At 59.8% G+C, this 20,354-nt stretch carries 18 protein-coding genes; 8 read left to right on the top strand and 10 right to left on the bottom strand.

What is annotated here, in order from left to right:
- Positions 1-533: 533 nt before the first annotated feature.
- The 4 genes from GIW28_RS26200 to GIW28_RS26215 form a co-directional block, all read right to left on the bottom strand.
- A complete protein-coding gene (locus GIW28_RS26200) occupies positions 534-3,668 on the bottom strand; it encodes a CusA/CzcA family heavy metal efflux RND transporter (protein ID WP_236447046.1) in 3,135 nt (1,044 codons plus the stop codon).
- Positions 3,669-3,686: 18 nt separating this feature from the next.
- On the bottom strand, positions 3,687-4,793 hold the full coding sequence (locus tag GIW28_RS26205) for an efflux RND transporter periplasmic adaptor subunit (RefSeq protein ID WP_099549204.1): 1,107 nt from the start codon (positions 4,791-4,793) through the stop codon (positions 3,687-3,689).
- 18 nt (positions 4,794-4,811) lie between these two features.
- Positions 4,812-6,032 (bottom strand): TolC family protein, encoded by a 1,221-nt coding sequence (locus tag GIW28_RS26210; protein WP_236447045.1) that lies wholly within the window; start codon positions 6,030-6,032, stop codon positions 4,812-4,814.
- A 111-nt stretch (positions 6,033-6,143) separates the two neighbouring features.
- On the bottom strand, positions 6,144-7,049 hold the full coding sequence (locus GIW28_RS26215) for a cation diffusion facilitator family transporter (protein ID WP_176992561.1): 906 nt from the start codon (positions 7,047-7,049) through the stop codon (positions 6,144-6,146).
- 216 nt (positions 7,050-7,265) lie between these two features.
- On the opposite strand from GIW28_RS26215, the gene GIW28_RS26220 reads away from it, so the two are divergent.
- A complete protein-coding gene (locus tag GIW28_RS26220; RefSeq protein WP_056859179.1) occupies positions 7,266-8,636 on the top strand; it encodes a GntT/GntP/DsdX family permease in 1,371 nt (456 codons plus the stop codon).
- 150 nt (positions 8,637-8,786) lie between these two features.
- Complete coding sequence (locus tag GIW28_RS26225) at positions 8,787-9,791, top strand: DUF4917 family protein (protein ID WP_017134524.1); 1,005 nt, start codon at positions 8,787-8,789, stop codon at positions 9,789-9,791.
- Positions 9,792-9,884: 93 nt separating this feature from the next.
- Here the strand turns inward: GIW28_RS26225 and GIW28_RS26230 are convergent, their stop codons facing one another.
- Positions 9,885-11,174 carry an MFS transporter gene (locus GIW28_RS26230; protein ID WP_236447044.1) on the bottom strand — a complete coding sequence of 430 codons (1,290 nt, stop codon included), beginning with the start codon at positions 11,172-11,174 and terminating at the stop codon, positions 9,885-9,887.
- 186 nt (positions 11,175-11,360) lie between these two features.
- Here GIW28_RS26230 and GIW28_RS26235 point away from each other — a divergent pair, with 186 nt between their 5' ends.
- Positions 11,361-12,779 (top strand): short-chain fatty acid transporter, encoded by a 1,419-nt coding sequence (locus GIW28_RS26235; RefSeq protein WP_074854380.1) that lies wholly within the window; start codon positions 11,361-11,363, stop codon positions 12,777-12,779.
- Between the two features lie 33 nt (positions 12,780-12,812).
- Here GIW28_RS26235 and GIW28_RS26240 read toward each other — a convergent pair whose 3' ends face one another.
- Positions 12,813-13,157 carry a HepT-like ribonuclease domain-containing protein gene (locus GIW28_RS26240; RefSeq protein WP_169986771.1) on the bottom strand — a complete coding sequence of 115 codons (345 nt, stop codon included), beginning with the start codon at positions 13,155-13,157 and terminating at the stop codon, positions 12,813-12,815.
- Entirely contained in the window at positions 13,154-13,444 is a 291-nt protein-coding gene (locus GIW28_RS26245) for a nucleotidyltransferase family protein (protein WP_017134527.1), read from the bottom strand. Before GIW28_RS26245 ends, GIW28_RS26240 begins: the two co-directional genes overlap by 4 nt.
- 231 nt (positions 13,445-13,675) lie before the next feature.
- On the opposite strand from GIW28_RS26245, the gene GIW28_RS26250 reads away from it, so the two are divergent.
- The 4 genes from GIW28_RS26250 (at position 13,676) to GIW28_RS26265 (ending at position 17,761) form a co-directional block, all read left to right on the top strand.
- Positions 13,676-13,996 (top strand): hypothetical protein, encoded by a 321-nt coding sequence (locus tag GIW28_RS26250; protein ID WP_017134528.1) that lies wholly within the window; start codon positions 13,676-13,678, stop codon positions 13,994-13,996.
- 101 nt (positions 13,997-14,097) lie between these two features.
- Positions 14,098-15,798 (top strand): acid phosphatase, encoded by a 1,701-nt coding sequence (gene acpA, locus GIW28_RS26255; RefSeq protein ID WP_017134529.1) that lies wholly within the window; start codon positions 14,098-14,100, stop codon positions 15,796-15,798.
- 122 nt (positions 15,799-15,920) lie between these two features.
- Positions 15,921-17,090 carry a hypothetical protein gene (locus GIW28_RS26260; RefSeq protein WP_236447041.1) on the top strand — a complete coding sequence of 390 codons (1,170 nt, stop codon included), beginning with the start codon at positions 15,921-15,923 and terminating at the stop codon, positions 17,088-17,090.
- Between the two features lie 146 nt (positions 17,091-17,236).
- On the top strand, positions 17,237-17,761 hold the full coding sequence (locus tag GIW28_RS26265) for an SET domain-containing protein-lysine N-methyltransferase (RefSeq protein ID WP_017134531.1): 525 nt from the start codon (positions 17,237-17,239) through the stop codon (positions 17,759-17,761).
- Here the strand turns inward: GIW28_RS26265 and can are convergent.
- Positions 17,758-18,402 (bottom strand): carbonate dehydratase, encoded by a 645-nt coding sequence (can, locus tag GIW28_RS26270; protein WP_017134532.1) that lies wholly within the window; start codon positions 18,400-18,402, stop codon positions 17,758-17,760. The two genes, GIW28_RS26265 and can, sit on opposite strands and share 4 nt — an antisense overlap.
- Positions 18,403-18,541: 139 nt before the next feature.
- Here can and GIW28_RS26275 point away from each other — a divergent pair, with 139 nt between their 5' ends.
- Entirely contained in the window at positions 18,542-18,946 is a 405-nt protein-coding gene (locus GIW28_RS26275) for a serine kinase/phosphatase (RefSeq protein ID WP_236447040.1), read from the top strand.
- A gap of 149 nt (positions 18,947-19,095) precedes the next feature.
- Here GIW28_RS26275 and rimI read toward each other — a convergent pair whose 3' ends face one another.
- Together rimI and GIW28_RS26285 are read right to left on the bottom strand one after the other, a co-directional pair.
- Positions 19,096-19,548, bottom strand: a complete 453-nt coding sequence (gene rimI / locus GIW28_RS26280; protein ID WP_005784514.1) for a ribosomal protein S18-alanine N-acetyltransferase — start codon at positions 19,546-19,548, stop codon at positions 19,096-19,098.
- On the bottom strand, positions 19,541-20,284 hold the full coding sequence (locus GIW28_RS26285; protein ID WP_026013484.1) for a hypothetical protein: 744 nt from the start codon (positions 20,282-20,284) through the stop codon (positions 19,541-19,543). The genes rimI and GIW28_RS26285 overlap by 8 nt, the downstream gene beginning before the upstream one ends.
- Positions 20,285-20,354 lie beyond the last annotated feature (70 nt).

The raw sequence follows: 20,354 nt of genomic DNA on the forward strand, positions 1-20,354 counted from the left end.
CGCTGGGGCTCGACAGCTCCCACATTTGAGCTTTGTCGCTGGCAAAATCTGCGTTCGACGCGGTGGCCCTGCTGACCAAGACCCAAGCAACAAAGCCGATCCCCTGTGGGAGCTGTCGAGCTTTAGCAAGGCTGCGAAAGCGGTGGGTCAGGCACCTTATATCTCGCCTGTGCCGCCGTCTTCGCAGCCTCGCTGGGGCTCGACAGCTCCCACATTTGAGCTTTGTCGCTGGCAGAATCTGCGTTCGACGCGATGGCCCTGCTGACCAAGACCCAAGCAACAAAGCCGATCCCCTGTGGGAGCTGTCGAGCTTTAGCGAGGCTGCGAAAGCGGTGGGTCAGGCACCTTATATCTCGCCTGTACCGCCGCCTTCGCAGCCTCGCTGGGGCTCGACAGCTCCCACAGTTGAGCTTTGTTGCTGGTGGAATCTGCGTTCGACACGATGGCCCTGCAAACCGAAACCGCAGCAACAAAGCCGATCCCCTGTGGGAGCTTTGGTGATTTCATTACCAAGCCCGCTCAGCTCATACGCATCATTCCTCCTTGCGATGCGCCCATTGGTACAGCGCCGGCAGCACCAGCAAGGTCAGCAACGTAGAGGAAATAATTCCGCCGATCACCACCGTCGCCAGCGGCCGCTGCACTTCGGCGCCGGTGCCGGTGGCGAGTGCCATGGGGATAAATCCAAGTGACGCTACCAGCGCCGTCATCAACACTGGGCGCAAGCGCGTCAGCGCGCCTTCGTTGACCGCCAGCGCTAACGAGCGGCCTTCTTCACGCAGGTTGCGGATAAAGGCAATCATCACCAGGCCGTTCAGCACCGCCACACCGGACAACGCGATAAAGCCCACGCCTGCCGAGATCGATAGCGGAATATCGCGCAGCCACAACGCCATGATGCCACCGGTCAAGGCGAACGGAATCCCGGTAAACACCAGTAAGCCGTCCTTGAGGTTGTTGAACATCATAAACAGCAACCCGAACACCAGCAGCAACGCCACCGGCACCACGATGCGCAAACGCTCGGAGGCTTCCTTCAACTGTTCGAACTGGCCGCCCCAGGTGGTCCAGTAACCGGCGGGCACCTTCACCTGGGTGCTGATGGCCGTCTCGGCCTCTTCGACAAACGAGCCGATATCACGCCCGCGCACGTTGGCGCTGACAATTACCAGACGCTTGCCATTCTCGCGGCTGATCTGGTTCGGGCCGAGCACCAGGTCCAGGCTCGCCACCTGAGACAACGCAATAAATCCCAACTGCCCCGCCGCACTCCCGGCCAACGCCGGCACCGGAATCAACAGCCGCGACAAGCCTTCGATATCGGTGCGCAACGCGTCGGATAACCGCACCACCATGTCAAAACGCCGGTCGCCTTCGTACAACGTACCGGCCTGGCGCCCACCCACGGCCACGGCAATGGTGTCCTGCACATCACCCACGTTCAGGCCAAAACGTGCGGCCTTGTCACGGTCGATATTGATCGTCAGCACCGGCAGGCCGGAGGTCTGCTCCACCTTCACCTCCGAGGCGCCATCAAGCTTTTGCAAGGTCTCGGCGATTTCCCCGGCGGTCTTGTTGAGCACCGCCATGTCATCGCCAAATACTTTCACTGCCACATCGCTGCGCACCCCGGAAATCAGCTCGTTGAACCGCAGCTGAATCGGTTGCGACAGTTCATACGCACTGCCCGGCACAATCGCACTGGCGCGCTGGATATCGGCAATCAGCGCCTCGCGGGACTTCTTCGGGTCTGGCCATTGGTCCTTCGGTTTAAGCATCACGTAGCTGTCGGAAATGTTCGGCGGCATCGGGTCGGAAGCGATTTCCGCCGTGCCCGTGCGCGCAAACACGCGCTCGATTTCCGGCACTTGGGCGATCAGTATTTTTTCCAGCTGCTGCTGCATCTGCACCGATTGCGACAGGCTGGTGCCGGGTACGCGCAAAGCCTGTTGGGCGAAGTCGCCTTCACTGAGGCTGGGGATAAACTCGCTGCCCATGCGACTCGCTACCGCGCCCGAGGCGACGATGGTCAACACCGCCAAACCGAACACCAATGAACGGCGCGTCATGACCCAATCCAGCACCGGCGCATAGACCCGACGCGCAGTGCGCATCACCAGGTTTTCTTCTTCCTTGACCTTGCCGGTCACGAACAGCGCAATCGCGGCGGGCACGAACGTCACCGACAGAATCATCGCGCCCAGCAGCGCAATCACCACGGTAAACGCCATGGGATGGAACATCTTCCCGGCCACGCCAGTGAGGGCGAAAATCGGCAGGTAAACCACCATGATGATCAACTGCCCGAAGATCAGCGCACGCCGTGCTTCCTTGGCCGCCGCGAACACTTCATGCAGGCGCTCGCTGCGCGTCAATAACCGCCCATGTCGCTGCTGCGCATGGGCCAGACGGCGGATCGCGTTTTCGACGATCACCACCGCGCCGTCGACGATAATGCCGAAGTCCAGCGCGCCGAGGCTCATCAGGTTGGCGCTGACTTTGTTGGTGAACATGCCGGTAAAGGTGAACAACATTGCCAGCGGAATCACCATCGCCGTGATCAGCGCCGCGCGGATATTGCCCAGGAACAGAAACAACACCGCGACCACCAACAGCGCGCCTTCGAAGAGGTTTTTCTTCACCGTGGCGATGGCTTTTTCCACCAGGTTGGTGCGGTCGTAGACCGTCACGGCGACCACACCGGCGGGCAGCGAACGGTTGATTTCCTCGAGTTTCTTCGCCACCGCCTGGGACACGGTGCGGCTGTTTTCGCCGATCAACATGAACACCGTGCCCAGCACCACTTCACGGCCGTTTTCGGTGGCCGCGCCGGTGCGCAGCTCGCGGCCGATTTCGACTTGCGCCACATTGCGCACGCGGATCGGCGTGCCATCCGAGCTGGTGATCACAATGTTGGCTATATCATCAATCGACGCCACCTGACCCGGCGCACGGATCAGCAATTGCTCGCCACTGCGCTCGATGTAACCGGCGCCGACGTTGGCATTGTTGCGCTCCAGCGCCGTGACCAGATCACCCAAGGTCAGGTTGTAGGCCGCCAGGCGCTTGGGGTCCGGGGCTATCTGGTATTCCTTGGCGAAACCACCGATGGTGTTGATCTCGGCCACGCCCGGCACATTGCGCAGTTGCGGCTTGATGATCCAGTCCTGGATCACGCGCAGGTCGGTCGGCGTGTAGGGCGTGCCGTCGTCCTTGCGCGCGTCGTCTTCGGCCTCGACGGTCCACAGGAAAATTTCGCCAAGGCCGGTGGAAATCGGCCCCATCGCGGTTTCGATGCCCAACGGCAGTTGCCCGCGTGCCACTTGCAGGCGCTCATTGACCAATTGCCGGGCGAAAAACAGGTCGGTGCCGTCTTTGAAAATCACCGTCACCTGGGACAACCCCGAACGCGACAGCGAACGCGTCTGCTGCAAACCCGGCAGCCCGGCCATGGCGGTTTCAATCGGAAAGGTAATGCGCTGCTCGGTTTCCAGCGGCGAAAAACCGGCCGCCGCCGAGTTGATCTGTACCTGCACGTTGGTAATGTCAGGCACCGCGTCGATGGGCAACTTCTGATAGCTGGCGATGCCGACACCGGCCATCAACAGCACCGCCAGCAGCACAATGATGCGCTGCTCGATGGCGAATTGGATAAGGCGCTCAAACATGGGGAATCACTCGCAGGATCAATGGGCGTGCTCGGCCGAGCCTTTACCCAGTTCGGACTTGAGGATGAAGCTGCCGACAGTGGCCACCTGCGCCCCGGCCTCAAGGCCCTGGCGCACTTCGACGTAGCCGTTTTCGCTCACACCGAGTTCGAGGTGACGGGTGATAAAGCCTTGCGCAGTGCGCACAAACACTGAGGGTTTGTCCTCGACGGTCTGGATCGCGGTTTCTGGCACGGTGACCTTGGCCTGGTAGGTATCGGTGGCCAATTGCACCGTCACAAACAGGCCCGGGCGCCAGGCGTCATCGGGGTTGGGCACGGTCACGCGCACGGTGGCGGTACGCGTCTGCTCGCCAAGCAGGTTGCCCACATAGGCCACGGTGCCCTGCACCTGCGTGCCCATTTCCGTGGAGGTGACCTTCACCGGTTTGCCGACCCGGACCTTGTTCAAATCCTTGGGAAACACACCGAAGGTGATCCACACCTGGGACAGGTCCGAGAGCGTGAAGGCGTTGCTGGTCTCGCCGACCACCTCGCCGACGCCGAGGTGTTTTTCCACCACTACGCCGGCGAACGGCGCACGCAGTTCATAACGATTGCCACCGACCAGGACCGCGCTGCCGCTGAGGGCAGTCATCTTCTGGCGCGCATTGTTCAGGGCGATTTCGGCCTCTTGCAAGGTCTGACGCGCCAGCAGGTAATCCTGTTCGGCGGAGATTTCGTCCTTCCACAATTGGCGCTCGCGTTGGAACGTAGTTCGCGCCAATTCGACCCGGCGCTCGCTGGCCGCCAGCTCGCTGCGCTGGTCGGAAATCTGCTGGCTGGAGATGACCGCCAACAGCTCGCCTTTCTTCACCGACTGGCCAAGGTTGACCTTCACCGCCTCCACCACACCGGCCGCACGCGGGACGATGTGCGAGGTACGGTCCTCGTCGAAACGCACTTCCCCCGGCAGCGTCAGCACTGTACTGATCGAGCGCGGTTGCGCCTGGGCGAGTTGGATACCGGCGGCCTGGATCTGCTGTTCAGTGAGTTCAAGCGCGCCTTCTTCTTCATCGGCGGCGGCAAAACCAGAAAGCATCAGGCCCAGGGCGACAGCGAGCGCCACGCCATGTGTATGTTTCATAAAGGACTCCAGAAGAAATCAAAACCGGGCGAGGTCGCCGTAAATTCGTTCGATGCGCACCCAGGCATCGGTGGCCTGGGCGGTCGCCGTGAGGTATTGGGTGCGTGCGGCGATCAAGGTGCGCTGGGCGTCGAGCACGTCGAGGAAGTTGAACTTGCCCATCTCGAAGCCACGGGTGGCGCTGTCCACCGCGCTTTGGGCGGCGGGCAGGATCTGTTGGTTGAAGGCGCGCACTTCGGTATCGGCGGTTTGCCACAGGTCCAGGGCCTGGCGGGTCTCGGTGCGCAGGCGCAGTTCGACAGCGTTACGCAGGTCGCGGGCCTGGTCGGCGCGGCGGCTGGCGGCAAGCACATTGCCCTGGTTACGGTTGAACAACGGGATCGGCATGGACACACCCACCACGTTCACACGTTCACGCACGCTGGCGTCGTACTGGCTGCCGATCGACACGTCGAGGTCGGGAATTCGCTGGGCTTTTTCCAGGCCCACGCTGGCCTCGTTTTGCTGAATTTGCAGTTCAGCCAGGCGTAACTCGGTGGTTTGCTCAAGGCGCGCCAGCAGTTGTGCCGAGGGCGGCAACGGTGGTGCGGATTGGCTTTGCGTGGCGACCGCCTGGAAATCAGGGTTGGCGCTGCCGGTGCTGGCGGCGAGGCGGCGGTAGGCATCCGTGAGGCCGATCTGTGCGCGGTTGAGTTCCAGGCGGATCTCCGACAACTGCACCTGGGCGCGAGTGGCTTCTACCGGCGACGATTTGCCGGCTTTGACGCGGCCATTGGCGACCACCAGGCCGCGCTCGGCCAAGGCCATTGAGCGTTGCGCCAGGTCGAGGCGCTCCTGGGCACGCAGGGCGCCGTAGTAGCTGTCGATCACATCGGCGCGCAGGCCATTGCGCCGCTGCTCAAGGGTCAACGCGGCGGCATCCTGAGCGCGTGTTGCCACATCAATGCGCGCACCGCGTTTGCCGCCCAGTTCCAGGGTCTGGCTGAGTTTGATGGTGGTGGTGCGCGAGTTGCGGCGGGTGTCTTCGGCATCCCAGGAAGCCACTGGGTTGGGGATCAAGCCCGCCTGCTGGCGGCCGCCTTGGGCAATGTCGATTTCCCATTGCGCGGCGGCCAGGTCGGGGTTGTTGGCGAAGGCGGTTTGCAGGGCTGAATCAAGAGTCAGGGTTTGCGCCTGGGCAGCGTTCGCCGCTACCCACAACGCTGCGCCCCCCAAAAATGTTCTAAACGAAAGTGCCATAACGAGAGTTCCACGCCCATGAATTCGCTGAGGTTTACCAGCGGGGGCAATGTAGCTTTCGCGACTTATCAGAGCGGTGGAGCAAAGATTACAAATCCGAAAGGCACAGCCTCAAGCGTGCACCTCGTCAGGGTCGTCGTGATGAAAACCTTCGCCTTCGACCTGCAAGGTGACGTGGGGAATATCGAACTGTTCGTGCAGCAACTCCGTCACCCGCGTGAGGATTTGTTGCTCAGTGCCTTGGGACGGATCCGCGACCAAATGCGTGCTGAGCACATTCTTGCCGCTGGTCAGCGCCCAGATATGCAGGTCGTGTACGTCCTTGACTCCAGGCACGCTGCGAATGGCCTGCTCAACCTGATCGATATCCATGCCGTCCGGCACGCCTTGCAGCAGTACGTTCATGCTTTCCTTGAGCAGCGTCCAGGTGCGTGGCAACACCCAGAAACCAATCGCCGCCGCCACCACGGAGTCGACCCAGCCCCAGCCGGTAAACATGATGACCACCGCCGCGATGATCACGCCGATAGAACCGAGCATGTCGCTCCAGACTTCCAGATAAGCGCCCTTCACATTCAGGCTTTCACCGCTGGCAGCACTGAGCAGGCGCATGGAGATCAGGTTGACGATCAGCCCCAGCACCGCAATCACCAGCATGCCGGTGGACTGGATTTCGGCTGGCGCCTGCAGTCGTTGATAAGCCTCGTAAAGGATGTAAAACGCCACGGCGAACAGCAGCAGCGCATTAAAGGCCGCCGCCAGGATTTCGAAACGCGCATAACCAAAAGTGCGCTTGCGGTCGGCCGCACGCTTGGCGACCTGAATGGCCACCAGGGAAATCGCCAGGGCCAGGGCGTCGGTCATCATGTGCGCGGCGTCGGACAACAACGCCAGGCTGCCGGTGACAAAAGCGCCAATAACCTCGGCAATCATGAAGCTGCCGGTCAGCCCCAGGGCCATCCATAACTTGCGTTCGTGGCCGGCGCGTACTTGGGCGTGGCTGTGTCCTGCGCTCATGGCATGTCCTCGTGGTGTGTAGTCCGTTGATCATAGAGCTATAGGCCAAATTCCCGCGCATACCTTGCAAACTTGTCACTCGCCCGCCAGCTCATCGTTAGATTGATCGCACCAAAATCGCCCATGCATGCGCTGCGGCATTTCTATCAGGTATGCTTTTCGAGCAGGAAACAAAAAGAAACAAATTAGCCAACCTGTTCGATAAGGAGTCCCGTTTTGGAGTTATCGACTGCCGCGTGGATGGTTCACGACACCCGCCTCATGTTTTGTGTTCTGCTGGCCATCGCCAGCATCATTGTGTTGATCAGCGCCACCAAACTGCCGCCGTTCCTGTCGATCCTGATCGGTACGTTCATCGCCGGTGTGGGCGCCGGGCTGCCGCCGGAAGAAGTCGCCAAAGCCTTCAGCAAAGGCGCTGGGGCGATCCTCGGTGAAGCCGGGATCATCATCGCCCTGGGCTCGATGCTCGGCGCGCTGATGGCCGAATCCGGCGCGGCCGACCGCATCGCCACCACCTTGCTTGGGTTGGGCAAAGGCAAGTCACTGCCGTGGGTGATGGCGCTGGTGGCCATGGTGATTGGGTTGCCGCTGTTCTTCGAAGTCGGCCTGGTGATGATGGTGCCGATTATCTTCGTGATGGCTAAACGTTCGAACCAGCCATTGCTGAAAATTGCCATCCCGGCGCTGGCGGGCATGACCACCCTGCACGCCCTGATGCCACCGCATCCGGGGCCGTTGATTGCGGTGGGCGCGTTGCACGCCGACCTGGGCCTGACCATGCTGCTGGGCTTCTGCCTGGCGGTGCCGGCAGTGATTCTCGCTGGCCCGCTCTATGGCAACTGGCTGTCCAAGCGCCTGCACGTGGATGAGCCGGCCGACATCGGCGCGCTGTTCAGCGCACCGCCCAAGGCGCCGCGCCAGCCGAGCTTTGGCGTGTCGCTGCTGATCATTTTGTTACCGGTGATTTTAATGCTCGGCAGCACCTTGGCCAAAGTCGCGTTGCCAGCCGAAAGTACCGTCGGCCTGACCCTGAAGTTCCTCGGTGAACCGCTGATCGCCCTCGGCCTGGCCGTGATCGCTGCCGTTATCTGCCTGGGCTGGGCCGCCGGCATGCCACGTGCCGAAGTCGGCAACACCCTGCGCAAAGCCCTCGCGCCCATCGCCGTGTTACTACTGACCATCGGCGCCGGCGGCGGCCTCAAGCAAACCCTGCTGGACGCCGGCGTCAGCCAGACCATCAGCAAGGTCGCCGAAGGCGCGCACATGCCGTATCTCTTGCTGGCCTGGCTGATCGCCGTGGCCCTGCGCCAGGCTACCGGCTCGGCGACGGTCGCGACCACCACAACGGCGGGTATCCTCGCGCCGATGATGGCCGGGCTGGCCGCAACCCAAAGCTCATTGGTAGCGCTGGCGATTGGCGCGGGCTCGGTGTTCTTTTGCCACGTCAACGACGCTGGGTTCTGGATGGTGCGTGAATATTTTGGTTTGCAGCTGAAGCAGACGATTTGGGTGTGGTCGGTGTTGCAGACGATTGTTTCGGTGGTCGGGCTGGTCGGTACGCTGCTGCTCTGGCACTTTCTTACGTAATCCCCTACTGAAATCGTTCTCGATATTGTGCATACGAGAACGATTTCATTGCGTTTCAAACAATTACCAACCTTGCTTTGAATGGCCAGTAGTGGCATAAAGTCATCACTCAATATACCGTTTTGAATATTACTCACAAGGAGCGTGACGGTGATTACCTATAACGACGCGATAATATCGATTCCGCAGGGCCAAAAACCCTCGATTCTACTGGCTAATGGGTTCTCCCAAGCGTGGGATCACACCATTTTCAACTACAAGTACCTGCTTCAAGCTGCTGACTTTGGAGACCGCTCAACTCCCATTAAGGAACTCTTCAAAAGACTCAACACCTACGACTTTGAAAAGGTCATGAAGAGGCTAGTTTCCACACAGCTCGTCCTTGAAATTTACGACGCAGACCCACAACTTATTGCAAAAGTAAAACAAGACCAAGAAGTATTAAAATCCGCACTTATCAGTGCAATCTCCAACACTCACCCGCCGCTACCCAATAACGTTACCGACGAACAGTATATAAGCGCACGAACTTTCCTTTCTCAGTTCACTCAGATATTCACCTTAAACTATGATTTACTGCTTTACTGGGCAAGAAACAAAAACAACTTACCTCCGGAGTACTATTCAACCAATGATGGGTTCGGTGGATATCCATTGCAATGGCGAGGAAACGGGAGCGGTCAACAGGTCCACTTTCTGCATGGCGGACTACACCTCTATGACACAGTGTCCGGGGTAAAAAAACACAAATGTACTGAGGACGGCGTGCCGATAATCGATCAAGTCAGAAACAACTTGGAGAATGGAAAATTCCCTCTATTCGTAGCTGAGCCCACCTATGAGAAAAAACGTGCTCGGATAGAGCACAACCCATACCTAAACTATTGCTTTCGCAAACTTAGAAGTTTGCGGGACACGCTTTTTATATATGGCCACTCTATAGCAGATAATGACAGCCACATTTTCGAAGAAATAAAACATAGTCAAGTGGAAAAGGTGTTTATCAGCATCTACGGGGACGCCGAAAGCAAGGAAAACCAAATGACGATGATGAGAGCAAAAAACCAGCTATTTGGATTCGACATCGAATTTTTCCAGGCAGAGACAACCCCTATATGGGCAGCAGTAGAAGCTGAAAGCCCTCACATCCCGTAACTTAAAACCACGTTTAATATAATATTCGTCGGTTACCTCTTTCAGTCACACCTGACTAGAAGAGACTTTCTCGATATCCACTCATCAAATTAGTTAATTGCCCAAGGTGTGGCGCTTGCCAAACAGCGCCACACTCGCCACGCCCACCGCGCCCATCACCACGCAATACCCCACGCAAATCCACGGGCTGGTCGGCATCAACGCGATCAGCAACAGTGGCGTTGTACTCGCCCACAACGCATAGGCAATGTTGTAGGTAAACGAAATCCCCGACACCCGCACCTGCGCCGGGAACAGACCGACCATCACCGACGGCACCGCGCCTACCACGCCGCAACTCAAGCCCGCCACGGCATACGCCGCGCCCAGCCACACGCCGCCACTGATCAGGCTGGCATACAGCACCGCAATGCCCACCGGCAGCAACAGGCTGTAGACCAGCACTGCGCGCCAGGCGCCGATGCGGTCGACCAGCAAACCGGCGAGTACGCAGCCGATATTGAGGAAGACGATCGCCAGCGCACTTAGGGCGAAGGTGTGGCTGGGGCTCATGCCAAAGGTTTTTTGCATCATGGTGGGCGTGATGACCACCAACACCACGACTGCCGAGGTCAGGACACAGGTGAGGATCATTGCCGGCAGCAATACAGCGCGATGGTCGCGCAGGACGGTGCGCAACGGCATTTCAGCGGCGGCCTGGCGGCGAGCCTGCATTTCGAGGAACACCGGGGTTTCGCTGAGCCAGCGGCGCAGCCACACGCCGATCACACCGAACACGCCGCCGAGCAGGAACGGGAAGCGCCAGGCGTAGTCGAGGATTTCAGCGGGGGTGAAGATTTGCGCCAGCAAGGTGGCCGTGAGTGCGCCGAGCAGGTAGCCGAAGGTCAGCCCCGCTTGCAGGAAGCCCAGCGCGTAGCCTCGGTGGTGGCGCGGTGCGTGTTCGGCGACGAAGGTCCAGGCACTCGGCACTTCGCCGCCCACTGCGGCGCCTTGCAGCACGCGCAGGGCCAACAGAATCAGCGGGGCGAAATAACCGATTTGCGCGTAGGTGGGCATGATCCCGATCAGCAGGCACGGCAAGGCCATCATCAGGATGCTCAGGCTGAACACGCGTTTGCGCCCCAGGTGATCGGCGAAGTGCGCCATCAGAATGCCGCCCAGCGGGCGCGCCAGGTAACCGGTGACGAAGATGCCGAAGCTTTGCAGCAGGCGCAGCCATTCGGGCATTTCCGGCGGGAAGAACAATTGGCTGAGGGTCAGCGCAAAGAACACGAAGATAATGAAGTCGTAGATTTCCAGCGCGCCGCCGAGGGCGGCCAGGCCCAGGGTTTTGTAGTCGGAAGGGGAAAAACGCTGCGCCCGTGGGGAAAAGGTGGCAGTCATGTAAAGGCTCGGCAGACAAACAAAATGGCGTGCAGGTTATGAGCTGCGCCCAGTGATGGCAATCGCGACAGATATATTTGTTTTCCTCATGGATCGATGAAGATAACTGCATTCCCATATCAATGCCCGTAGCGGAACATGCCGTAAAACTGCCAACACCCATAATAAATACAAGAGGAAAGACTCGTGGCCGATGCTATCGAAGAAAGCCGCTATGCCCGATTTGCCCTGCGCTGTTCCAACTTCGCCGAACGCTGGTTTCCGGACTCCTGGGTGTTTGCCGCCCTGGCGGTGATCATTGTTGCCGTGGCGACCCTGGGCATGGGTGCCGCGCCGACCGAAGCCGCCAAGGCCTTTGGTGACGGGTTCTGGAGCCTGATCCCGTTCACCATGCAGATGGCCTTTGTGGTGATCGGCGGGTATGTGGTGGCCAGTTCGCCGCCCGCCGTGAAGCTGATCGACCGTCTGGCACGTATCCCCAAGAATGGCCGCTCGGCCGTGGCGTGGGTCGCGTTGATTTCCATGGTCGCCTCTTTGCTCAACTGGGGCTTGTCCCTGGTGTTTGGCGGTTTGCTGGTACGCGCCCTGGCCCGTCGCACGGATTTGCGCATGGATTACCGCGCCGCCGGGGCTGCGGCTTATTTGGGTTTGGGCGCCGTGTGGGCATTGGGGCTGTCGTCGTCGGCGGCGCAGTTGCAGGCCAACCCGGCCAGTTTGCCGCCGTCGATCCTGTCGATCACCGGGATGATCCCGTTCACCGAGACCATCTTCCTGTGGCAATCGGGCGTGTTGTTACTGGCGCTGATCGTGGTGTCGCTGATCATCGCCTATGCCACCGCACCCGGCCCCAATAGTGCGCGTGATGCCAAGGCCTGTGGTGTCGACCCGGCCTTCAATATGCCCAAACCACAACCGCCGACGCGTCCGGGCGAATGGCTGGAACACAGCCCGCTGCTGACCATCCTGCTGGCCTTGCTGGCGGCTGGCTGGTTGTTCCATGAGTTCTCGACCAAACCTGCGATCAGCGCGATTTCGGGGCTTAACACCTATAACTTCCTGTTCATCATGGTCGGTGCGCTGCTGCACTGGCGTCCGCGCAGCTTCCTGGATGCGGTGGCGCGTGCCGTGCCGACCACCACGGGCGTGCTGATCCAGTTTCCGTTGTATGGCTCGATCGCCGCGTTGATGACCGTGGTGAAAGGCGGTGACGGCCAGACCCTGGCGCACCATATCTCGTTGTTCTTCACCTCCATCGCCTCCCACGACACTTACGCGCTGTTGATGGGCGTGTACTCGGCGGTGCTGGGCTTCTTTATCCCGTCGGGCGGTGGCAAGTGGATTATTGAAGCGCCTTACGTGATGCAAGTGGCCAATGACCTGCAATACCACCTGGGCTGGGCGGTGCAGATCTATAACGCGGCTGAGGCACTGCCGAACTTGATCAACCCGTTTTATATGCTGCCGCTGCTGGGCGTGCTGGGGCTGAAGGCACGGGATCTGATCGGGTTTTCATTTGTGCAGTTGCTGGTGCACACGCCGCTGGTGTTGTTTCTGTTGTGGGCGCTGGGGACGACGTTGAAGTATTTGCCGCCGGTGATGCCTTAAACGACCCTGACTGCGCTTGTTGCACAGGCGCAGTCAGGCTGGAACCACAGGAAGGCGATGCAATAGATCAGGCAACGCATCCTGGATCGTGTCCCAAACCACATCGAGGTTGATATCGAAATAACCGTGGGCAATCCGGTTGCGCATCCCGCGCATGCTACGCCAAGGGATCTGCGGGTGACTCGCAGCGAAATCTGGATGCTGATCCATGATTTTTGTTGATGCCTCACCAATGATGATCAGACTCATGACAACTGCTTGTTGAGTACGTCTGTCTTCCAGAAACTCTTCTTTGTTCAAGCCGTCAACAAATGTGATCGCATCAGCGGTGGCTTGCCTTATGTGATCCAAGTAGTCCCCGAGGCGATTTACTGTCATACCGGGCGTGCCTCAGCCAACACTTTTGCGCGAAACTTCAGTGGTAAATCGCCAGGCGTCAGCAGGTCCACATTGACCCCGAGCAGATCCTCCAGCTCTACCTGCAATCCACCAAGATCAAAAAGCGTGGTCCCCGGCGGAGCATCTACCAGCAGATCAAGGTCGCTACCTTCTTGATCGGTACCCAGCAAGACAGACCCAAACACCCTTGGATTTGAGATACGGAAACGCCCCACCACCTCTCTGACGGCGGCCCGTTTTAGATCAAGGGCGATTGAAGGTTTCACGGTTCACCTCGGTGGCATCCATTATTGACGCAGTTTAGCAGTGCCAGGGTGTGTGTATACATGCCCGATTTCTTACATCAACCTCGTCATTGCGTCACATTGCATTGCTAATTCCCTGGCCAGATGTATCGGGCTTTCCCACTTATTGCAGTGACAGCCTCTGACTTCCCTCCCTCGCGCCTTTGATTAACCTGCCTTGGATTACCGCCCACAAACACCAAGGAAAATCCGATGACGCCCCTGTCCAAATCACTGGAAGAGTTGATCAATGATATTTACAAGGACGACCACGTGTCGTTCGTCGAGTACACGGCTCTGCGAGACGATGCCGATCGGCGTATGGCTGCCGTCGTCAATGAGTTTGGCCTGCACAATAACGTCACAGCCTTCCAAAAAGTGATGGACGTGGCCATGCAGCTTTTGCAAACCACGGTCATCGATGCAAAAAAAGCCAAGCTGACCGACACGGGTGAGGCAATCGTCAAGGATGCGCTGACGGCTCAAGTGGAGTACTTGCGCGCGGGCAGCCAACTGGCACTGCACTTGCTGTGACCACCCTTTAGCTTTCTAACCGCTGTCTTCGTTCCGTCACATTGCATTGCTACCGTCCTGCGAAATATCTTGCAACAATCAGCCAGCAGGAACGCCCAGCAATGAGTGACGAGCACGAAGACCGCCCTTCTCCCGATTCCGTAACCCAACCGGCCGTGGACACCAGCCGTCGGCGTTTCCTCGGGGGCGCGGCGGTGCTGGGGGTTGGTGCGACCTTGAGTGCTTGCGGCAATACCAGCGAGCCTGCGGGCAAGCCAGAGGTGCGGCCGCTTACACCGCAAGAGCTGGACAAGGCCTTGCACGAGCAGGTGAAGACAGTCGTGGTGATCTACGCCGAGAACCGCAGTTTCAATAACCTGTTCGCAGACTTCCCTGGCGTGGAGAAACCACTGTCGGCGCTCTCCGCAGCCGACGTGCAGCAACGTGACCGTGATGGCAGCCTGCTTAGCACCCTGCCACCGGCCTGGGGCGGCGTGTTGCAAGTCGGCCCGCAAAGTGTGGACGGGGTGACTTACCCCAGCGAAGTGCAATTCCAGGAAAACCTGCCCAACGCGCCATTCGCCCTCAAAGGCCCGAATGCCGAGGACCTGCCTTTGAGCCTGGTCACTCGTGATTTGTGGCATGTGTTCTACCAGAACCAGATGCAGATCAACGGCGGCAAGAACGACAACTTTGTCGCCTGGGCCGATTCCGGTGGCCTGGTGATGGGGTACTACGCCCAGAGTCGATATTCCCTGCGCTTGTGGGACGTGGCCAAGGAGTTTGTGCTGTGCGACAACTTCTTCCAGGGCGCTTTCGGTGGCTCGTTCCTCAACCACCAGTACCTGATCAGCGCCACCGCGCCGTTTTATCCGAATGCCGCACAATCGGTGGCCAAGGCGCAAATAGCCACGCTGCAAAGCGATGACCCCACCGACCCGCGCCTCAAGCCGCTGGACAAGTCGCCAGCCAGCGCCATGACCGGCCCGCCGCAGTTCGGCCCCAGTGCCTTGACACCGGACGGTTACGGCGTGAACACCCTGGCACCGCCATACTGGCCGACCTGGATCCGCGACCCGCAAAACCCGGACTATTCCAAGCCCGATCTGCCCAACGTGCTGGTGCCGCAAACCCACGAACACATTGGCGACAAACTGTCGAAAAAGAACGTCGATTGGGCCTGGTACGCCGGGGCCTGGCAGGCGACGCTGGACCAGTTCAAGGACTCGGGCGGCATCCCGAAGATTCCGAACTTCCAGTACCACCACCAACCGTTCAACTACTTCAAGCAACAAGGCCCGCAAAACCGTGCTGAGCGCGACAAACGCTTGCGTGACGGCGGTTTGGGCGATGATTCCGGCACCAACAAGTTCTTCGCCGATGCCCAGGCCGGCAAGCTGCCCGCCGTGACGTTCTACAAGCCCCAGGGCAACCTGAACATGCACGCCGGCTACGCCGATGTGGCCTCGGGCGACCGCCATATCGCCCGCGCCTTGAAAGTGCTGCAAGAAAGCCCGCAGTGGAAAAACATGGTGGTGGTGGTCACTGTCGATGAAAACGGCGGCTGGTGGGATCACGTGGCACCGCCCAAAGGCGATCGCTGGGGCCCGGGCACGCGGGTTCCGGCGTTGGTGGTGTCGCCGTTTGCACGCAAAGGCACGGTGGACCATACGGTTTACGACACCGCGTCGATCCTGCGTTTGATCACCCGCGTGTTCCAGTTGGAGACACTGGACGGCCTCAAGCAGCGCGATGACGCGATGATCGCCCGCGGCCAGAAGCCCATGGGCGATTTGAGCAACGCCTTGCAGTTCAACCGGTAGGTTTTCTTATCCAATAGCGACATGCCTGGCGATTTAGCACGCGGTTTTCCTGGTCAACCGCTACTGTGTGCAAGTGGGCTTTCACCCCGCGCAGACGGGCTTTCGCTGACAAGGAACCAACTATGTTTAAACCGACCAGGCTGTCCTTCACACTGGCCGCACTGCTGGCCAGTGCGGTCGTACAGGCCGACATCGAAGTACCACTGGGCAGTACGCAACGCGTCACCCAACTGTTCGCGTTCCCCAATAACTGCAACGTAATCTGCTTTCGGCCATGGACGCTGGAGCAGACCGCCGAGCACTATTTGAACCAGAGCTTGCAGCGCGACGGGTACAGCCGTGCCAAGGTCAGTGTGAAAACCCACGACGGCCAGGTTTCAGCCACCTTCAGCGGCGTGCCCGAGCATTACGGCCAGCCCCTGACCACGCTGCTCAACACCGCCGACCTGGCCTACCAGGGCGCCAGCAAACTCAACAGCGACGGCAAGTGGGCCTACAACTGGTACTTGTTCCTGCCGCTGGGCATGGCCCTGGAAAACCGCAAGAGCATCGAACTGCTGCACTTCCCGCCCGACTACTCGCTGAACCAGGCCCAGGACTACCTGGAATCGGCCACCACTGACCGCTGGGCCACTTTGCTCACGGACAATGGCATCCCGGCCACAGAAACACCGGCCTACCAGACCATCGTCGATATTGCGCCGATCGCCGCGCCGTCCAATGCGGGCAAGGACCTGGAAAACGTCTACAGCTACTTTGCCGACTACCAGACGCGCATGGTCAAGGAGCTGAGCCTGCACGCCAACGGCTCATTGCCGATGGTGGCATTCGGCGCACCGGTGCGTAACTGGATCAAACAACAGTACGGCCAAACCGTCGCCGTGCTGGGGCTGGCGCAGATCAGCCCGGTTGCCGGTAAAACCGTGTCGGTACTGGGCTCCAACCACCCGAGCTACATCTGGTATGCGGCGGATCCGGCCAGCTATGACGGCAATGAACAAAAAGCCGATGAGGCTGGTTTGAAAGTGATGGGGCAAGACTTGAGCGCCGCCTGCTGGCAAGCCGGCATGGGCCAGAAACCCGCCAGTGACCCGAATGTGTTGCTCAAGGCGTGCATGAACACCTGGCAAGTCACGCGCAAGGAGCAGACCTGTGAGCTGTTCTACACCTCGGTGCGCAACCTGACCCCGGAGCAAGCCAACGCCAAATGCGCCACCCCGCCCATCAAGGCGCAGTTGAAACAGCTGAAAGACGCCGCCCCAATCCCTGCTGTTACTGCCCCTGCGCTGTAAATCGTACAAAATATAACCGGTTTCTACTGTCAGATCTGACAGTAGAAATCGCCTACAACTTCAGCGAGTCTTGAACGGCACCCATCCGCTGCAAGACTGGAAGTCAGACCCCATCGCAGGTCGATGCAGCCTAGCCCAGGAGAGTTATGAAAACTCAAGCCATGGATAAGGCTAAAACTGCTGTGAGTGACTGCCTTTACCCCTTCAAAACGGTGCTCGTTGAACAGGGTTACCCGTCGAGTGAACACTTCCAGGTCGTACACGATGCCAATGGCATTGGCGCCGCGCTCAAAGCATGCGTCGCCTTTGACAGCCGCGTGCGCATTGCCAGAGTGTCCGGCTATGCGTTGAGCGAACGACGTGCCCACACCTTGCAGCTCTCGTCACGCATCCACCTCTATGACCCGTGGTTCAGCCGCCTGATGTTGCACTCCTGCAATCCGAACGTGTTTTTCGATGCCACGTACCTGGAAGTCTGGACCGTGCAACCCATTGCGCCCGGCACCTTGCTGACGATGGATTACGCCACCACCGAAGATGCGCTGTTCCGGCAGTTCGCTTGCCAATGCGGCGAGCTGAACTGCCGGGGCTGGATCACCGGCGCCAAGGAGCCATTGAGCGCCGAAGGCCAGGCGTTCATGACCCACTGGCGCCTGCGCAAACGGCCTTAGGCTTCGCCCAGTGGGCGCAGGCGATATTGCGGCGGCAGTTGCTCGAAGCCACTGATGGTGGTGTTCAAGCTCTTCCAGCGGCCATCCTTGATGCCGTAGATGCAGCCGTGAATCGACAGGCTCTGCCCGCGGTGCCAGGCGTTTTGCACAATGCTGGTGTGGCCGACGTTGGCGACTTGCTGAATCACGTTCAGCTCGCACATGCGGTCCACCCGCTCCTCCTCGGTGGGCAGTTGGGCCAGCACCTCGCGGTTTTCGTAATAAAGGTCGCGAATAGTGCGCAGCCAGCCGTCGATCAGGCCGAACTGGCGGTCCTGCATCGAAGCGCGCACGCCGCCGCAGCCGTAGTGGCCGGTGACGAGGATGTGTTTGACCTTGAGCACGTCCACCGCGTACTGGATCACCGACAGGCAATTGAGGTCGGTGTGCAGCACCACGTTGGCCACGTTGCGGTGCACAAACAGGTCGCCGGGCAGCATGCCGACGATTTCGTTGGCCGGTACACGGGCGTCGGAGCAGCCGATCCACAGGTATTCCGGGGTTTGCTGGCGGGCGAGCTTGGCGAAGAATTCGGGATCTTCCTGTTTGATCGCATCCGCCCAGCGTTCGTTGTTATCAAGCAGGTCTTGTAGTTCGTTCATCAGGGAAAGCCTCAGGAATGATGCGCAGCTTTGTGACAGACAACCGCTCGTCCGGGTCACGCCCGGGCGCAATTAGCTTGAATCTTTGGGGCGCCTTGCCTGTCCACACACTATAAGCCCCACAGTATGAGGATTGGCCATGACTGAATCACGACGTCCCTACGGCGCTACACAGCCCGAACCGATTGATGACAACGAAGACCGCATGGGTGAGATGCGCGAGCTGGATTTTGACGAGCAAGAGCCGACCGCAGAAATTGGTGATGAGCTGCCGCGCCGTGAGCGCGAACAGCTGATGCCCGACGAACGGGTACGTGAAGCCGGCATGACTGGAGCTTCGACCGATGATCATGAGCCCACGGATGATGACATGAGCCCGGAAACGCTGATCCATGAGGATGGCGCCCGGGATGCTCGTGAGGCCGGTGAGGATAATCCGGCGGATTATGACCTGAGCATTGTGGATGAGGACGAGATTGGCGGTGGCAATGGCCTGGACGAGGCGGAATTGGCAGATATTGACCCGATAGACGGTAACCGCTGACACAACACAGTTGAGCCTGTGAATACTTCCCCTGTGGGAGCCGGGCTTGCCCGCGATGCAGGCGCCTCGGTGTTTCAGCCAGACCGAGGTGATGCTATCGCAGGCAAGCCAGCTCCCACAGGGGCCGGCTTGCACATCGGGTTTATGTCTTAGTCGACCAGCGTACAAGCCATTACGACGGCATCCTCGCGCCCACCCACGGCCGGGTAGTAATCCCGGCGACGGCCGATTTCGTTGAAGCCGTAGCGCTCATACAAGCGAAACGCGCCAGTATTGCTGTCGCGCACTTCCAGGAAGCACTCCCGCGCACTGGCGGCATAAGCGCGTGACATCAGGTGTTCCAGCAGCGCCAACCCCAGGCCACGGCCCTGGTTTTCCGGTTTGACGGTGATATTCAGCAAGTGCGCTTCATCGAGGATGATCTGCACCACACCGTGGCCCACCTGCTGCTCACCTTCAAACATCAGCCAGATCTGGTACTTGCCCAGCCCATCAAGAAAAATCCCACGGGTCCAGGGATGGCTGAACGCCGCGTATTCAATCTTCAGTACGGCGTCGAGGTCCGCCTCGGTCATCGGGCGGAACGATAAAGCTTCACTCATCGGTACTTTTCCAGCGCGCCATCAGCCGGCGCATGGCTTGCCAGACATCAGCCTTACGCTGTGGCTCTTCCATTAATAATTCCAGGCCCGGCAAGGCCCATACCGAGCCCAGGCCTTCGACCTGCAGCTCGCGATACCAGGCTTCGGCATTCGCCTCACCGGCAAAACGCACGGCGGGCAGGCCGATCAGCCACAGGCACACGCAGGGTTCGTCTTCCAGGCGCGCCGAGACAAAACCCTGGACAAAATCCCGTGCAGCGTCCGGGCCCTGGTCCATGTTGCCGCGCACCAGCAGCGGCCAGCGCACGGGGTCGCCGACGATTTGCGGGCTGTCGGGCAGGCCGGCGGCGCGCAGCATGTCTTTTAGCAGCATGTAGGCCGGGTCGCGGGTCTGAAAACGTTCGCCGGTGGGCAGTTCCACCAACAGCAGGCAACGCCCGGCCCGCAGTAATTGCAGGGCGAAACGTGGCGGTGGCACCACTGCAGCCTTGGCCACCGGCGCTGGCGTTTCGGCCGCCACGGGCTTGGCCACGGGTGACGGGCGCGGCACTTCAACTTTCACGCGTTCGACAGCGGGGCGAGCCTCTGGCGTGGGTTTGACCACCGCCACCGGCGCAGCAGCCTCCTCGCCCGACACCTCGAACGCCTCATAAGGCTCAAGCGCCTGCAGCAGCTCGGGCCGCGATGGGGCGGCAAACGGCAGTTCGGTGCGGGGCAGCCAGTTGACCACCTGCATGGCAGTCAAGTAAGCGCGACGTCGGGACTCGATAAGCACAGCTCGGCCACTTGTGGATAACTAAAGAGCG

It is taken from the genome of Pseudomonas sp. PA-5-4B, assembly GCF_021606215.1.
Classification (GTDB): domain Bacteria; phylum Pseudomonadota; class Gammaproteobacteria; order Pseudomonadales; family Pseudomonadaceae; genus Aquipseudomonas; species Aquipseudomonas edaphica.

What these genes read in the sequence shown, in the direction of transcription:
- GIW28_RS26275 (WP_236447040.1), top strand. Translation starts at nt 18,542, where the DNA reads ATGACTGAATCACGACGTCCCTACGGCGCTACACAGCCCGAACCGATT.
- GIW28_RS26240 (WP_169986771.1), bottom strand. Translation starts at nt 13,157, where the DNA reads ATGACAGTAAATCGCCTCGGGGACTACTTGGATCACATAAGGCAAGCC.
- GIW28_RS26210 (WP_236447045.1), bottom strand. Translation starts at nt 6,032, where the DNA reads ATGGCACTTTCGTTTAGAACATTTTTGGGGGGCGCAGCGTTGTGGGTA.
- rimI (WP_005784514.1), bottom strand. Translation starts at nt 19,548, where the DNA reads ATGAGTGAAGCTTTATCGTTCCGCCCGATGACCGAGGCGGACCTCGAC.
- can (WP_017134532.1), bottom strand. Translation starts at nt 18,402, where the DNA reads ATGAACGAACTACAAGACCTGCTTGATAACAACGAACGCTGGGCGGAT.
- GIW28_RS26265 (WP_017134531.1), top strand. Translation starts at nt 17,237, where the DNA reads ATGAAAACTCAAGCCATGGATAAGGCTAAAACTGCTGTGAGTGACTGC.
- GIW28_RS26230 (WP_236447044.1), bottom strand. Translation starts at nt 11,174, where the DNA reads ATGACTGCCACCTTTTCCCCACGGGCGCAGCGTTTTTCCCCTTCCGAC.
- GIW28_RS26250 (WP_017134528.1), top strand. Translation starts at nt 13,676, where the DNA reads ATGACGCCCCTGTCCAAATCACTGGAAGAGTTGATCAATGATATTTAC.
- GIW28_RS26260 (WP_236447041.1), top strand. Translation starts at nt 15,921, where the DNA reads ATGTTTAAACCGACCAGGCTGTCCTTCACACTGGCCGCACTGCTGGCC.
- GIW28_RS26200 (WP_236447046.1), bottom strand. Translation starts at nt 3,668, where the DNA reads ATGTTTGAGCGCCTTATCCAATTCGCCATCGAGCAGCGCATCATTGTG.
- GIW28_RS26285 (WP_026013484.1), bottom strand. Translation starts at nt 20,284, where the DNA reads ATGCAGGTGGTCAACTGGCTGCCCCGCACCGAACTGCCGTTTGCCGCC.
- GIW28_RS26215 (WP_176992561.1), bottom strand. Translation starts at nt 7,049, where the DNA reads ATGAGCGCAGGACACAGCCACGCCCAAGTACGCGCCGGCCACGAACGC.
- acpA (WP_017134529.1), top strand. Translation starts at nt 14,098, where the DNA reads ATGAGTGACGAGCACGAAGACCGCCCTTCTCCCGATTCCGTAACCCAA.
- GIW28_RS26205 (WP_099549204.1), bottom strand. Translation starts at nt 4,793, where the DNA reads ATGAAACATACACATGGCGTGGCGCTCGCTGTCGCCCTGGGCCTGATG.